Raw genomic sequence first — 14,163 nt, forward strand, 5'->3', positions numbered from 1 at the left:
CGCGTCAGTGGGCCAGCGTGGCCACGATCGCGTCGTAGCAAAGCGTCATGAGCCCGCCGGGCACGATGCCCAGGATGAGGATCAGCGCGCCGTTGATCGTGAGCACGACGCGCACGTCGCGCGGCGCCGACACGGTGGTCGCCGTGACCGGCGCATCGAAGTACATGACCTTGACCACGCGCAGGTAATAGAAGGCGCCGATCAGCGACATCATCACCGCGAACACGCCCAGGCCGATGTAGATGGCATGGCCCGACGCAATCAGCGCCTGCAGCACGGCCAGCTTCGCGTAGAAGCCCACCAGCGGCGGCAGGCCGGCCAGCGAGAACATGGCGATCGCCATCACGCCGGCGTACAGCGGGCTGCGCTGGTTCAGGCCTGCGAGGTCGGTGATCTCTTCGCTTTCGAAGCCTTCGCGCGCCAGCAGCAGGATGATGCCGAAGCTCGCCAGCGTGGTCAGCACGTAGGTCACGATGTAGAACATCGAGGCGCTGTAGGCGAACTGGGCGTTGTAGGTACCCTGCTGGTCCGAACCGGCCACCAGGCCGAGGAGCATGAAGCCCATCTGCGAAATGGTGGAGTACGCCAGCATGCGCTTCAGGTTGCTCTGCGCGATGGCGGCCAGGTTGCCGACCAGCAGCGAGGCGATGGCCAGCACCGCCAGCATCTGCTGCCAGTCGATGGCCAGCGGTTGCAACGCATCGACCAGCAGGCGAATGATGATCGCGAAGGCGGCCAGCTCGGGCGCGGCGCCGATCAGCAGCGTGATCGCCGTAGGCGCGCCCTGGTAGACGTCTGGCACCCACATGTGGAACGGCGCAGCGCCCACCTTGAATGCCAGGCCGGCCACGATGAACACCAGGCCGAACACCAGCACCTGGTGGTTCACCTTGCCGCTCGCGATGGCCTTGAACACCTCGTTCACGTCGAGCGAACCGGTGGCGCCGTACATCATCGACAGGCCGTACAGCAGGAAGCCGCTGGCCATGGCGCCGAGCACGAAGTACTTCATGGCCGCCTCGCTGGCCACCGCGTTGTCGCGGCGCAGCGCCACCAGCGCATAGCTCGACAGCGTGAGCAGTTCCAGGCCCAGGTAGATCAGCAGGAAGTTGCTGCCCGAGATCATCACGAACATGCCCAGCAGCGCGAACATGCTCATGGTGAACATCTCGCCGCCGCGCAGCATGTCGCGGTCGGCCGCATAGGGACGGCCGTAGACCAGCGTGACCATCAGGGCGATGGTGGCGAAGCACTTGAGCCAGTTGCCCATCGGGTCGCTCACGACCATGCCACCGAAGCCGTAGGCCGTCTTGCCGTTGAGGGCCGCAAGGCCCGACAGCACGCCGACCACGGCGAGCGTGAGCAGCGTCAGCACATAGGTGCGCGTGCGGCGATGGTCCGTGGTCGACAGGTCGACCAGCGCAATGATGCAGGTCATGACCAGCAACACGATTTCAGGGTAGATCGTGACCCAGCTGATTTTGTCAATCATCTCGTTCTCTTGTCTTCAGCGTGGAATCAGGAAGGCAGCTTCGAAATAGCCACATGGCGCAGGAGCTCGACCACCGAGGCGTCCATGGCGTCGGTGAAAGGCTTCGGATACAGGCCCATCCACAGTACGGCGATGGCCAGCAGCGACAGCATCACGAACTCGCGGGCGTTGATGTCCTTGAGCTCCTTGACGTGGTCGTTGCCGACCGGGCCCAGGTACACGCGCTTGTACATCCACAGCGTGTAGGCCGCGCCAAAGATCAGCGCGGTGGCCGCACCGAGGCCGATCCAGAAGTTGGCCTTCACGGCGCCCAGGATCACCATCCACTCGCCCACGAAACCGGCGGTGCCCGGCAGGCCGCAATTGGCCATGGCGAACAGCAGCGCGAAAGCCGCGAACTTGGGCATGGTGTTGACCACGCCGCCGTAGTCGGCAATCTGGCGCGAGTGCACGCGGTCGTACAGCACGCCGATGCCCAGGAACATCGCGCCCGAGACGAAGCCGTGCGCAATCATCTGCACGATGCCGCCGGACACGCCGAGCTCGTTGAAGATGAAGAAGCCCAGCGTCACGAAGCCCATGTGAGCGACCGACGAATACGCCACCAGCTTCTTCATGTCCTGCTGCACCAGCGCGACCAGGCCCACGTAGATCACCGCGATCAGCGACAGCGCGATCATGAGCCAGGCCCATTCGTGCGACGCATCGGGGGCGATGGGCATCGAGAAGCGCAGGAAGCCGTAGGCGCCCAGCTTCAGCATGATCGCGGCCAGCACGGCCGAACCGCCGGTGGGCGCCTCGACGTGCACGTCGGGCAGCCAGGTGTGCACCGGCCACATCGGCACCTTCACCGCGAAGGCCGCGAAGAAGGCGAAGAACAGGAAGGTCTGCGCGGTCGACCCCAGCGGCAGCTTGTGCCAGGCCAGGATGTCGAAGCTGCCGCCCGACTTGTTGTACAGGAAGATCAGCGCCACCAGCATCAGCAGCGAGCCGAGCAAGGTGTACAGGAAGAACTTGAACGCCGCGTAGATCTTGTTCGGGCCGCCCCAGATACCGATGATCAGGTACATCGGGATCAGCGTGGCTTCGAAGAACACGTAGAACAGGATGCCGTCGAGCGCGGAGAACACGCCGATCATGAAACCCGACAGGATCAGGAACGCGCCCATGTACTGGTTCACGCGCTCGGTGATCACTTCCCAGGCCGAGATCACGACGATGACCGTGATGAACGACGTCAGCAGCACCAGCCAGAGCGACATGCCGTCGATCCCGAGGTGGTAGTTGACGTTGAAGCGCGAGATCCAGCTCGTCTTCTCGACGAACTGCATGGCGGCGGTGCCGTTGCGGAAACCCGTGAACAGCGGCACCGTGACCAGGAAGCTCACGATGGCGCCGACGAGGGCGACCCAGCGGACGCCCTTGGCGTGCTCGTCACGGCCAAACGCCAGCAGCGCGACGCCGAATGCGATCGGCACCCAGATGGCAAGGCTCAACAAACCCATTTTTCTTTTTCTCCAGCGCTAGGCTCAGCGTTTGAACCAGACGAAATACGTCATCAGGATGAAGATGCCCAGCAGCATCGCGAAGGCGTAGTGATAGATGTAGCCCGACTGCATCCAGCGCACCACACCTGAAATACGGCCGACCAGCTTCCACGAACCATTGACCACGGCGCCGTCGATGAGGGCTTGGTCGCCCCCCTTCCACAGGCCGGTGCCGAGCGCACGCGTACCGCGGGCGATGATGTTCTCGTTGATCCAGTCGAGGTAGTACTTGTTTTCCAGCAGGCGGTAGATCGGGCCGCAGGCGCGCTTGATCGCGGCCGGCAGCGCCGGGTTGATCATGTACATGTACCAGGACAGGACCACGCCGGCCAGTGCCAGCCAGAAAGGTGCCGTCGTCAGGCCGTGGATGGCCATGGCCACCGGACCGTGGAAGGCTTCTTCCAGCTCCTTCATGGCGTGGTGCTTGGCACCGTCCACGAAGATCGCGTTCTTGAAGAACTCGCCGAACAGCATCGGCTCGATCGTCATGAAGCCGATCACCACCGAGGGAATGGCCAGCAGCACCAGCGGCAGCCAGACCACCATCGGCGACTCGTGCGGCTTGTGGGCCTCGTGACCGTGGCCATGATCGTCGTGGCCATGGCCGTGGTCGTCATGGTGCGCATCAGGGTTCTGGTCGTAGCGTTCCTTGCCGTGGAAGACCAGGAAGTACATGCGGAACGAATAGAACGCCGTAATGAACACGCCGGCCAGCACCGCGTAGTACGCGAAGTTCGCGCCCCACAGGTGGCTTTCGTGCACCGCTTCGATGATGCTGTCCTTCGAGTAGAAGCCGGCGAAGAACGGCGTGCCGATCAGCGCGAGCGAACCCAGCAGCGATGTGATCCAGGTGATCGGCATGTACTTGCGCACGCCGCCCATCCAGCGGATGTCCTGGTTGTGGTGCATGCCGATGATCACCGAGCCGGCACCGAGGAACAGCAGCGCCTTGAAGAACGCGTGCGTCATCAGGTGGAACACGGCCACCGAGTAGGCCGAGGCACCGAGCGCCACGGTCATGTAGCCGAGCTGCGAGAGCGTCGAGTACGCGACCACGCGCTTGATGTCGTTCTGGATGATGCCCAGGAAGCCCATGAACAGTGCGGTGATGGCGCCGATCACGAGGATGAAGCTCAGGGCCGTGTCGCTCAGCTCGAACAGCGGCGACATGCGCGCCACCATGAAGATGCCGGCGGTCACCATCGTGGCCGCGTGGATCAGCGCGGAGATGGGGGTCGGGCCTTCCATCGAGTCGGGCAGCCACACGTGCAGCGGGAACTGCGCGCTCTTGCCCATCGCACCGATGAACAGGCAGATGCAGATCACGGTGATCAGCATCCATTCGGTGCCCGGGAAGGTGATGCCGGCCAGCGTGTTCGCCTTGGCGAAGGCTTCGGTGTAGTTCAGCGTGCCGGCGTAGGCCGCAATGAGGCCGATGCCCAGGATGAAGCCGAAGTCGCCCACGCGGTTGACCAGGAAGGCCTTCATGTTCGCGAAGATGGCGGTCGGCTTGTTGAACCAGAAACCGATCAGCAGGTACGACACCAGGCCCACCGCTTCCCAGCCGAAGAACAGCTGGAGCATGTTGTTGCTCATGACGAGCATCAGCATCGAGAAGGTGAACAGCGAGATGTACGCGAAGAAACGGTTGTAGCCGTCGTCTTCTTCCATGTAGCCGATGGTGTAGATGTGGACCATCAGCGACACGAAGGTCACGACGCACATCATCATGGCGGTGAGGCCGTCGACCATGAAGCCGACTTCCATCTTCAGGCCGCCCACCACCATCCACTCGTAGAGGGTGGCGTTGAAGCGTGCACCGTCGGCCACCACGCTCTTGAGCGTCATGGCCGAGATGATGAAGGCGACCAGCACGCCCAGGATGGTCAGCGAATGCGTGACCTTGCGGCCGATGTGATTGCCGCCGAACTTCGTGCCGAACAGGCCGGCGACAGCGGCGCCGACCAGGGGTGCCAGCGGCACGGCCAGCAAGGTGGATGCGGAAAGGGTTGCGCTCATGTTGCTTTCAACCCTTGAGCGAGTTGAGTTCGTCCACGTTGATGTTCGACTTGTTGCGGAACAGCAGAACCAGCAGCGCCAGCCCGATGGCCGACTCGGCCGCAGCCACCGTCAGGATGAAGAACACGAAGATCTGGCCGTGCATGTCGCCCAGGAAGTGCGAGAACGCCACGAAGTTCATGTTGACCGCGAGCAGCATCAGTTCGATGGCCATCAGCAGCACGATCAGGTTCTTGCGGTTCAGGAAGATGCCGATCACAGACAGCGCGAAGAGCATCGCGCCGAGCGAAAGAAAGTGTCCTAGCGTGAGCGTCATGCCTTGTTTTCCTTTGCAGCATCCGCAGCTGCAGCTTCAGCCACAGGTTCGGCCGCACGCGTCACCGGCATCTGCACGATGCGCACGCGGTCACGCGCCTTCACGCGCACCTGGTCGGCCGGATTCACGTACTTGCTGTCCTTGCGGGTGCGCAACGTCAACGCGATGGCGGCCACGATGGCCACGAGCAGGATGACCGCGGCAATTTCCAGCGGGTAGAGGTATTCGGTGTACAGCAACTTGCCCAGTTCGAGCGTGTTGGAGGCGTCGGCCGCCATCGGGCCAGAGGCCGCGCGAGGTGCCTCGCCCAGGCGGAAGCCGCCCATCAGCACGGCCGCCATTTCGAGCGCAATGAGCGCACCCACGCCAGCGGCCAGCGGGAAGTGCTTCCAGAAGCCCTCTCGCAGGCCGTCGACGTTGATGTCCAGCATCATCACGACGAACAGGAACAGCACCATCACGGCGCCGACATACACCAGCACCAGCGAGATCGCGAGGAACTCGGCGCGCAGCAGCAACCAGATGGCCGAAGCCTGGAAGAAGGCCAGCACCAAGTACAGCGCGGCGTACACGGGGTTGCGGGCGGTGATGACGCGGAAGGCTGCAAACAGCAGCACCGCGGCAAACAGATAGAACAGACCGGTCTTGACGTCCATGGAATTCGAATGGGTACGGGGTTCGGGCTGGTCGGATCAGCGGTACTTGGCGTCAGCCGCCTTGTTCGCTGCAATTTCTTTTTCGTAGCGGTCGCCCACGGCCAGGAGCATGTCCTTCGTGAAGTACAGGTCGCCGCGCTTCTCGCCGTGGTATTCGAAGATGTGCGTCTCCACGATCGAGTCCACCGGACAGCTTTCTTCGCAGAAGCCGCAGAAGATGCACTTGGTCAGGTCGATGTCGTAGCGCGTCGTGCGGCGCGAGCCGTCGTCGCGCACATCCGATTCGATGGTGATGGCCAGTGCCGGGCAAACGGCTTCGCAGAGCTTGCAGGCGATGCAGCGTTCTTCGCCGTTTTCGTAGCGGCGCAGCGCGTGCAGGCCACGGAAGCGCGGCGACAGCGGCGTCTTCTCTTCGGGGAACTGGACAGTGATCTTGCGGGCGAAGGCGTACTTGCCGGTGACGGCCAAGCCCTTGAACAGCTCGAACAGCATGAAGCTGCTCAGGAAGTCCTTGAGCGAGAACGGCGCGGACGCAAGTTTGGAAGGGCGCGCGGACGCGCCGGCGGTGTGCGCAGCAGACATGGTATTGGCGCTTCCTGTTATTTCCAGATGTTGAACGGCGTCTGCATCCAGCCACCGACCACGACCAGCCACACGAGGGTGACGGGAATGAAGATCTTCCAGCCCAACCGCATGATCTGGTCATAGCGGAAGCGCGGGAATGTCGAGCGGACCCACAGGAACATGGTGACCACGCAGAAGGTCTTGGCACCCAGCCAGATCCAGCCCGGGATGAAGCTCAGGAAGTCGAACGGCGGCAGCCATCCGCCCAGGAAGAGCACCACGGTGAGGATCGAGACGAGCCACATGTTGGCGTACTCGGCCAGGAAGAACATCGCGAAGCTCATGCCCGAATACTCGATCATGTGGCCGGCCACGATTTCGGATTCGCCTTCCACCACGTCGAACGGGTGACGGTTGGTTTCGGCGAGGCCCGAGATGAAGTAGACGACGAAGATCGGCAGCAGCGGCAGCCAGTTCCACGACAGGAAGCCCACGCCCAGGTTGGCGAACATGCCCTTGCCTTGAACATTCACGATCTCGCTCATGTTCAGGCTGCCGGTGACCATCAGCACCACGACGAAGCAGAAGCCCATCGCGATTTCGTAGCTCACCATCTGTGCCGAGGCGCGCAGCGCGCCCAGGAAGGCGTACTTCGAGTTCGAGGCCCAGCCCGCGATGATCACGCCATACACCTCGAGCGAGGTGATGGCCATCACGAACAGCAGGCCGGCATTGATGTTGGCCAGCGCCACATCGGGGCCGAAGGGAATCACCGCCCATGCGGCGAGCGCCGGCATGATGGTCATCACCGGGCCCAGCAGGAACAGGCCCTTGTTGGCGACCGTCGGAAGAATGATTTCCTTGGTCATCAGCTTGAGCGCGTCGGCGATCGGCTGCAGCAGGCCGAGCGGACCGGTGCGGTTCGGGCCGATGCGGATCTGCGTGAAACCGATGGCCTTGCGTTCCCACAGCGTGAGGTAGGCCACGGCCAGCATCAGCGGGATCACGACCACGATGATCTTGATCAGCGTCCAGATCACGGGCCAGACCACCACGGTCCACCAGCCTGCAGCGACCAGGCCCTGGCCGAAGCCATGAATAGCGTCGATCATGCCAATGCCTCCTCGGCACGGGCCGACACGTTCGATCCGGCCGATGCATTGCGTGCGTCGGCGGTCAGTTGCAGCGACGGTGCGCGGCGCACGATCGAGTCGAGCTGGTAGATGCTCGCGACCACGGGCGCAGCAGCTGCGCCGTTGGAAGCGACCGCATCGGCGGATGTGGCGTTGCTCAGGGCATTCGCCGGCAGCACGCCGTTGTCACCGATGGTGGCGAGCACGTCGGCAGTCGATTCGAACGCGAAGCCAGGCAGGCCGAGCAAGTTGGCCAGCACGCGAAGCACCTTCCACGCCGGACGCGTTTCGCCTTGCGGCTTCACGACGGCATGGAAACCTTGCAGGCGGCCTTCGGCGTTGACGAAGGTGCCGGGGGTTTCGCTGAACGGGGCGATCGGGAGCAGCACGTCACTGAATGCGAGGTTGGCCTTGAACGGGCTGAGCGTGACGACCATTTGCGCATTGCCGATGACATCGGCTGCCGCGGCGCCCGCGGCCGAGTCGAACACTGGCTCGGTGTTCAGCAGCATCACGGCCTTCAGGCCGGAGCCCGCGGCGAGCATGCGGCCGGCATCGAGGCCGCCGTTCTTCGGGAACGCGCCGACAAGCTGCGCGCCCACGGTGTTGGCCGCTTCGGTCAGGTAGCCGACGGTGGCGCCGGTTTGCGCGCCGATCCAGTTCGCCAGGGCCAGCAGGCTGCTGGCCTGGGCATGGTGCGCGGCGGCGTTGCCGAGCAGCACGGCCTTGCGTTCGCCGCTCAGCAGCGACGCTGCGATGGCCTTGGCGGCATCGTCGGGTGCGTTGTTCGGCGCCAGCGGCGAGGCTGCGCCATTGGTTTCGCCGATGGCGGCGGCCACGGCGGCCAGCGCTTCGACCCACTGGTCGGCGTCGACGATCGACGACTGCGCCACGTCGATGGCCCAGGCGTCGCGGTCGGCCATCAGGCTGGCCGAGGTGATCACCGACAGCGCGGCGCCCTTGCGCACGGCCTGGCGGATGCGCTGAGCGAACAGCGGGTGTTCCTTGCGCAGGTTGGAGCCTACGACCAGCGCGCGCTGCACTTGCGTGAGCGAGGCGATCGAGGTGCCGAGCCAGCGCACGCCTTCGAAGGCCGCGAATTCGGCGTTGCGCAGGCGGTAGTCGATGTTGTCGCTGCCGAGTTCACGCGTGAGCATGGCGGCGAGATGCAGCTCTTCGAGCGTGCTGTGCGGGCTGACGAGCGTGCCGATGCTTTGCGCGCCGTGGTCGGCCTTGATCTGGCGCAGGCCATTGGCGACGTACTCGAGCGCCGTCTGCCAGTCGACCTGCTGCCATTGGCCACCCTGCTTCAGCATGGGCTGCGTCAGGCGTTCCGGGCCGTTGAGCGCTTCGTACGAGAAGCGGTCGCGGTCGGCGATCCAGCATTCGTTTACGTCTTCGTTCTCGAGCGGCACCACGCGCATCACGCGGTTGTTCTTGACCTGGACGATCAGGTTGGCGCCGGTGGAATCATGCGGGCTCACCGACTTGCGGCGCGACAGTTCCCAGGTGCGGGCGCTGTAGCGGAACGGCTTGCTCGTGAGCGCGCCGACCGGGCAGATGTCGATCATGTTGCCCGAGAGTTCGGAGTCGACCGAGTCGCCCACGAAGGTCTCGATTTCGGAGTGCTCGCCGCGCTGGGTCATGCCGAGCTCCATCACGCCGGCCACTTCCTGGCCAAAGCGGACGCAGCGCGTGCAATGGATGCAGCGGCTCATTTCTTCCATGCTGATCAGCGGGCCCACGTCCTTGTGGAACACGACGCGCTTTTCTTCTTCGTAGCGCGAAGAAGAACCGCCGTAGCCCACGGCCAGGTCCTGCAGCTGGCATTCGCCGCCCTGGTCGCAGATCGGGCAATCCAGCGGGTGGTTGATCAGGAGGAACTCCATGACCGACTGCTGCGCCTTGATGGCCTTTTCGCTCTTGGTGCGAACGATCATGCCCTGCGTGACGGGCGTGGCGCAGGCCGGCATCGGCTTGGGCGCTTTTTCCACGTCCACGAGGCACATGCGGCAATTCGCCGCGATGCTCAGTTTCTTGTGATAGCAGAAGTGCGGGATGTACGTGCCTGCCTTGTCGGCCGCATGCATGATCATGCTGCCTTCGGTCACGTCGACCTTCTTGCCGTCGAGTTCGATTTCAACCATATGTGTGCTTCTCGCGCTCAGGCCTGGACCGGCGCTTTGGGAACGTAGCCCGGGATCAGGGCTTCGAACTCATGACGGAAATGCTTGATCATGGCGCGCACCGGCATGGCCGCCGCGTCGCCGAGCGCGCAGATCGTGCGGCCCTGGATGTTGTCTGCCACCGAATTGAGCAGGTCCATGTCGGTCGCCCTGCCCTGCCCGTTGTGGATGCGGTCCACCACGCGGTAGAGCCAGCCCGTGCCTTCGCGGCACGGCGTGCACTGGCCGCAGGACTCGTGCATGTAGAAATACGACAGGCGCTTGAGCGACTCGACCATCGAGCGGCTGTCGTCCATGACGATCACCGCGCCCGAGCCCAGCATGGAGCCGGCCTTGGCGATGGAGTCGTAGTCCATGGTGCAGGCCATCATGAGGTCGGCCGGCAGCACCGGCGACGACGATCCACCGGGGATCACGGCCTTCAGCGTGCGGCCCTTGCGAACGCCGCCGCACAGCTCGAGCAGCTTGGAGAACGGCGTGCCCATGGGTACTTCGTAGTTGCCGGGCAACTCGACGTCGCCGCTCACCGAGTAGATCTTGGTGCCGCCATTGTTCGGCTTGCCGCACTCGAGGTAGGCCGGACCGCCGTTGCGGATGATCCAGGGCACCGCCGCGAAGGTCTCGGTGTTGTTGATGGTCGTCGGCTTGCCGTACAGGCCGAAGCTGGCGGGGAACGGCGGCTTGAAGCGCGGCTGGCCCTTCTTGCCCTCGAGCGACTCGAGCAGCGCGGTTTCCTCGCCACAGATGTAGGCGCCGAAGCCGTGGGCGGCGTGCAACTGGAAGTTGTACGTGCTGCCCATGATCTTGTCGCCGAGGTAGCCGGCGGCGCGCGCTTCTTCGAGGGCTTCCTCGAAACGGTCGTAGCTCTGGAAGATCTCGCCGTGGATGTAGTTGTATCCGACGCTGATGCCCATCGCATACGCGGCGATGGCCATGCCTTCGATCACGATGTGCGGGTTGAACTGCAGGATGTCGCGGTCCTTGCACGTGCCCGGCTCGCCTTCGTCGGAGTTGCAGACGAGGTACTTCTGGCCCGGGAACTGGCGGGGCATGAAGCTCCACTTCAGGCCGGTCGGGAAGCCGGCGCCGCCGCGTCCGCGCAGGCCCGAGGCCTTCACTTCGGCGATCACCTGGTCGGGCGTGAGGCCCTCGGTCAGGATCTTGCGCAGCGCCTGGTAGCCGCCGCGCGCCTCGTAGTCGGCCAGGCGCCAGTTGGTGCCGTCGAGGCCCGCGTAGATCTGCGGCTCGATGTGGCGGTCATGGAAACAGGTCTGGACGCCCGTTGCCTGGAACTGCTGGAGTACTTGTTCGGGCGACATCAGGAAGCCTCCCCTTTAGTGGCGGGCGCGGCACCGCGCAGGCCTTCGATGAGCTGGTCGAGTTTTTCGTTGCTCATGAAGCTGCACATGGTGCGATCGTTGACCAGCATCACGGGCGAATCGGCGCACGCGCCCAGGCACTCGCTCTGCTGCAGCGTGAACAGGCCGTCGGCGGTGGTTTCGCCCATCTTGATGCCGAGCTTCTTCTCGAGGTGCACGAGGGCGGTGACGCCGTCGCGCAGCTGGCAAGGCAGGTTCGTGCACACGTTGAGCTTGAACTTGCCCACCGGGTGCTGGTTGTACATGTTGTAGAAGGTCGTCACTTCATGCACGGCGATGGGCGCCATGCCGAGGTAATCGGCAATCTCGCGCTCGCGCTGCAGGCTGACATAGCCTTCGTCCTGCTGGACGATGGCAAGGCAGGCCATCACGGCGGATTGCTTGCCTGCTTCGGGGTACTTGGCCACCTCGCGCGCAAAGCGCTCGAGGATTGCAGGCTGCAGAGGGGAAGAAGGCGCCAAGGGCGCCGTGTCATGGTGGGTCGAGGAAGTCGTCATGCGCTCTTTCTCACCTGTCGATCTCGCCGAACACGATGTCCATCGTGCCGATCACCGCGACAGCGTCGGCGATCATGTGACCGCGCGACATTTCGTCGAGGGCGGCGAGGTGCGGGAAGCCAGGGGCGCGGATCTTAAGGCGGTACGGCTTGTTGGCGCCGTCGCTCACCAGGTAGATGCCGAACTCGCCCTTCGGATGCTCGACGGCGGCATACGCCTCGCCTTCGGGCACGTGAAAGCCTTCGGTGAAGAGCTTGAAATGGTGGATCAGCTCCTCCATGTTCGCCTTCATCGATTCGCGCGCAGGCGCGGCGACCTTGTGGTTGTCGGTAATCACCGGGCCGGGATTCACGCGCAGCCATGCCGAGCACTGCTGGATGATCTTGTTGGCCTGGCGCATCTCTTCGACGCGAACCAGGTAGCGGTCGTAACAGTCGCCGGTCTTGCCGACGGGCACGTCGAACTGCATCTGGTCGTAGACGTCGTAGGGCTGCTTCTTGCGCAGGTCCCATTCGATGCCCGAACCACGCAGCATGGGGCCGGTGAAGCCGAGATTCAGCGCGCGCTCCGGCGTGACCACGCCGATGCCCACGGTGCGCTGCTTCCAGATGCGGTTGTCGGTGAGCAGCGTCTCGTACTCGTCGACCATCTTCGGGAAGCGCTTGCTGAAGTCGTCGATGAAGTCCAGCAACGAACCCTGGCGGTTTTCGTTGAGACGCTCGATCGCCTTCGCGTTCTTGATCTTGCTGACCTTGTACTGCGGCATGGCATCCGGCAGGTCGCGGTAGACGCCGCCCGGACGGAAGTACGCCGCATGCATGCGCGCACCGGACACGGCCTCGTACATGTCGAACAGGTCTTCACGCTCGCGGAAGCAGTAGATGAGCATGTTCATCGCACCGCAGTCCAGGCCGTGCGCGCCGAGCCACAGCAGATGGTTCAGCAGGCGGGTGATCTCGGCGAACATCACACGGATGTACTGCGCACGGATCGGCACCTCGAGGCCCATCATCTTCTCGATGGCAAGGCAGTACGCGTGCTCGTTGGACATCATCGACACATAGTCGAGACGGTCCATGTACGGCAGCGACTGGATGAAGGTGCGCGACTCGGCAAGCTTCTCGGTCGCGCGGTGCAACAGGCCGATGTGGGGATCGGCGCGCTGGATCACTTCGCCGTCCAGCTCCAGCACCAGGCGCAACACGCCGTGGGCCGCCGGATGCTGCGGACCGAAGTTGAGTGTGTAGTTCTTGATTTCGGCCATATCAGTGCAAACCGCCGCCGTAGTTGTCTTCGCGGATCACGCGCGGGGTGATTTCGCGCGGCTCGATCGATACCGGCTGGTAGACCACGCGCTTTTGTTCTTCGTCGTAACGCATCTCGACGTGACCCGACACCGGGAAGTCCTTGCGGAACGGGTGGCCGATGAAGCCGTAGTCCGTGAGGATGCGGCGCAGGTCGTCGTGGCCGTCGAACACGATGCCGTAGAGGTCGAAGGCTTCGCGCTCGAACCAGGTGCACGCGCTCCACACCGGCTGCAGCGAATCGACCATGGGAAGGTCTTCGCTGGGCGCGAACACCTTCAAGCGCACGCGCTGGTTGAGGCTCACGGACAGCAGGTGCGAAACCACGCAGAAGCGCTCGCCCTGCCACTCGCCTTCACGGTAGTCGGAATAGTCCATGCCGCAGAGGTCGACCAGCTGCTCGAATCGGCAGCCGGGCGCATCGCGCAGCAGCGTGGCGGCTTCGAGGTAGTCAGCCGCACTCACCACCACAGTCACCTCGCCGAGTGCGAGCGTCACGCTCCTGGCCTTGGCGCCAAGCGTTTCGGCGATGGTGGCGCGCAGCACCTCTGGCGAAATTGCAAAATCAGTCATCGTCGGCAATCTCTCAGGCGCGGGCAATGGTGTTGGTGCGGCGAATCTTCTGCTGCAACTGGATCACGCCGTAAAGCAAGGCTTCGGCGGTGGGCGGGCAACCCGGCACGTAGACGTCGACGGGCACGATGCGGTCGCAGCCGCGCACGACCGAATAGCTGTAGTGGTAGTAGCCACCGCCGTTCGCGCACGAACCCATCGACAGCACCCAGCGCGGCTCGGGCATCTGGTCGTAGACCTTGCGCAGCGCCGGCGCCATCTTGTTGCACAGCGTGCCGGCCACGATCATCAGATCGGACTGGCGCGGGCTGGGACGGAACAACATGCCGAAACGGTCGATGTCGTAACGGGCTGCGCCCGCGTGCATCATTTCCACCGCACAGCATGCAAGGCCGAATGTCATCGGCCAGAGAGATCCGGTCTTCGCCCAGTTCACGACCGAGTCGTAGGTCGTGGTGACGAAGCCTTCTTTGAGAACGCCTTCAATGGCCATGGTG

13 protein-coding genes are annotated in these 14,163 nt (G+C 63.8%); all 13 read right to left on the reverse strand.

Going from position 1 to position 14,163, the window contains the following annotated elements; genetic code table 11:
- Window positions 1-4: 4 nt before the first annotated feature.
- Genes nuoN through AC0IYU_RS21360 form a run of 13 tightly spaced genes read right to left on the reverse strand, consistent with a single transcriptional unit; the run spans window position 5 to window position 14,159 of the window.
- Window positions 5-1,492: an NADH-quinone oxidoreductase subunit NuoN gene (nuoN, locus tag AC0IYU_RS21300; RefSeq protein WP_472120786.1), complete on the reverse strand. Its 1,488-nt coding sequence runs from the start codon at window positions 1,490-1,492 to the stop codon at window positions 5-7.
- Between the two features lie 26 nt (window positions 1,493-1,518).
- A complete protein-coding gene (locus AC0IYU_RS21305; RefSeq protein ID WP_435436616.1) occupies window positions 1,519-2,997 on the reverse strand; it encodes an NADH-quinone oxidoreductase subunit M in 1,479 nt (492 codons plus the stop codon).
- A gap of 24 nt (window positions 2,998-3,021) precedes the next feature.
- Complete coding sequence (gene nuoL / locus AC0IYU_RS21310; RefSeq protein ID WP_435436615.1) at window positions 3,022-5,058, reverse strand: NADH-quinone oxidoreductase subunit L; 2,037 nt, start codon at window positions 5,056-5,058, stop codon at window positions 3,022-3,024.
- A gap of 7 nt (window positions 5,059-5,065) precedes the next feature.
- On the reverse strand, window positions 5,066-5,374 hold the full coding sequence (gene nuoK / locus AC0IYU_RS21315) for an NADH-quinone oxidoreductase subunit NuoK (RefSeq protein ID WP_019653383.1): 309 nt from the start codon (window positions 5,372-5,374) through the stop codon (window positions 5,066-5,068).
- Window positions 5,371-6,030 carry an NADH-quinone oxidoreductase subunit J gene (locus AC0IYU_RS21320; RefSeq protein WP_435436614.1) on the reverse strand — a complete coding sequence of 220 codons (660 nt, stop codon included), beginning with the start codon at window positions 6,028-6,030 and terminating at the stop codon, window positions 5,371-5,373. The genes nuoK and AC0IYU_RS21320 overlap by 4 nt, the downstream gene beginning before the upstream one ends.
- 36 nt (window positions 6,031-6,066) lie before the next feature.
- Window positions 6,067-6,612 carry an NADH-quinone oxidoreductase subunit NuoI gene (nuoI, locus tag AC0IYU_RS21325; protein WP_435436613.1) on the reverse strand — a complete coding sequence of 182 codons (546 nt, stop codon included), beginning with the start codon at window positions 6,610-6,612 and terminating at the stop codon, window positions 6,067-6,069.
- A 17-nt stretch (window positions 6,613-6,629) separates the two neighbouring features.
- Window positions 6,630-7,706, reverse strand: coding sequence for an NADH-quinone oxidoreductase subunit NuoH (gene nuoH, locus AC0IYU_RS21330; RefSeq protein WP_435484254.1), 1,077 nt, complete (start codon window positions 7,704-7,706; stop codon window positions 6,630-6,632).
- The gene (gene nuoG / locus AC0IYU_RS21335; protein ID WP_472120788.1) at window positions 7,703-9,874 is read right to left on the reverse strand and encodes an NADH-quinone oxidoreductase subunit NuoG; all 2,172 of its coding nucleotides are present in this window, start codon (window positions 9,872-9,874) and stop codon (window positions 7,703-7,705) included. Before nuoG ends, nuoH begins: the two co-directional genes overlap by 4 nt.
- A gap of 17 nt (window positions 9,875-9,891) precedes the next feature.
- Window positions 9,892-11,232: an NADH-quinone oxidoreductase subunit NuoF gene (nuoF, locus tag AC0IYU_RS21340; RefSeq protein ID WP_435436610.1), complete on the reverse strand. Its 1,341-nt coding sequence runs from the start codon at window positions 11,230-11,232 to the stop codon at window positions 9,892-9,894.
- Window positions 11,232-11,789, reverse strand: coding sequence for an NADH-quinone oxidoreductase subunit NuoE family protein (locus tag AC0IYU_RS21345; protein ID WP_472120790.1), 558 nt, complete (start codon window positions 11,787-11,789; stop codon window positions 11,232-11,234). Before AC0IYU_RS21345 ends, nuoF begins: the two co-directional genes overlap by 1 nt.
- A 10-nt stretch (window positions 11,790-11,799) precedes the next feature.
- Window positions 11,800-13,053 carry an NADH-quinone oxidoreductase subunit D gene (locus AC0IYU_RS21350; RefSeq protein ID WP_435484256.1) on the reverse strand — a complete coding sequence of 418 codons (1,254 nt, stop codon included), beginning with the start codon at window positions 13,051-13,053 and terminating at the stop codon, window positions 11,800-11,802.
- Between the two features lies 1 nt (window position 13,054).
- Window positions 13,055-13,666 carry an NADH-quinone oxidoreductase subunit C gene (locus AC0IYU_RS21355; protein ID WP_435484257.1) on the reverse strand — a complete coding sequence of 204 codons (612 nt, stop codon included), beginning with the start codon at window positions 13,664-13,666 and terminating at the stop codon, window positions 13,055-13,057.
- A gap of 13 nt (window positions 13,667-13,679) precedes the next feature.
- A complete protein-coding gene (locus tag AC0IYU_RS21360; RefSeq protein WP_007837763.1) occupies window positions 13,680-14,159 on the reverse strand; it encodes a NuoB/complex I 20 kDa subunit family protein in 480 nt (159 codons plus the stop codon).
- Window positions 14,160-14,163: the final 4 nt, after the last annotated feature.

The organism is Variovorax sp. AC103 (genome assembly GCF_979254005.1).

What these genes read in the sequence shown, in the direction of transcription:
- nuoN (WP_472120786.1), bottom strand. Translation starts at nt 1,492, where the DNA reads ATGATTGACAAAATCAGCTGGGTCACGATCTACCCTGAAATCGTGTTG.
- AC0IYU_RS21305 (WP_435436616.1), bottom strand. Translation starts at nt 2,997, where the DNA reads ATGGGTTTGTTGAGCCTTGCCATCTGGGTGCCGATCGCATTCGGCGTC.
- nuoL (WP_435436615.1), bottom strand. Translation starts at nt 5,058, where the DNA reads ATGAGCGCAACCCTTTCCGCATCCACCTTGCTGGCCGTGCCGCTGGCA.
- nuoK (WP_019653383.1), bottom strand. Translation starts at nt 5,374, where the DNA reads ATGACGCTCACGCTAGGACACTTTCTTTCGCTCGGCGCGATGCTCTTC.
- AC0IYU_RS21320 (WP_435436614.1), bottom strand. Translation starts at nt 6,030, where the DNA reads ATGGACGTCAAGACCGGTCTGTTCTATCTGTTTGCCGCGGTGCTGCTG.
- nuoI (WP_435436613.1), bottom strand. Translation starts at nt 6,612, where the DNA reads ATGTCTGCTGCGCACACCGCCGGCGCGTCCGCGCGCCCTTCCAAACTT.
- nuoH (WP_435484254.1), bottom strand. Translation starts at nt 7,706, where the DNA reads ATGATCGACGCTATTCATGGCTTCGGCCAGGGCCTGGTCGCTGCAGGC.
- nuoG (WP_472120788.1), bottom strand. Translation starts at nt 9,874, where the DNA reads ATGGTTGAAATCGAACTCGACGGCAAGAAGGTCGACGTGACCGAAGGC.
- nuoF (WP_435436610.1), bottom strand. Translation starts at nt 11,232, where the DNA reads ATGTCGCCCGAACAAGTACTCCAGCAGTTCCAGGCAACGGGCGTCCAG.
- AC0IYU_RS21345 (WP_472120790.1), bottom strand. Translation starts at nt 11,789, where the DNA reads ATGACGACTTCCTCGACCCACCATGACACGGCGCCCTTGGCGCCTTCT.
- AC0IYU_RS21350 (WP_435484256.1), bottom strand. Translation starts at nt 13,053, where the DNA reads ATGGCCGAAATCAAGAACTACACACTCAACTTCGGTCCGCAGCATCCG.
- AC0IYU_RS21355 (WP_435484257.1), bottom strand. Translation starts at nt 13,666, where the DNA reads ATGACTGATTTTGCAATTTCGCCAGAGGTGCTGCGCGCCACCATCGCC.
- AC0IYU_RS21360 (WP_007837763.1), bottom strand. Translation starts at nt 14,159, where the DNA reads ATGGCCATTGAAGGCGTTCTCAAAGAAGGCTTCGTCACCACGACCTAC.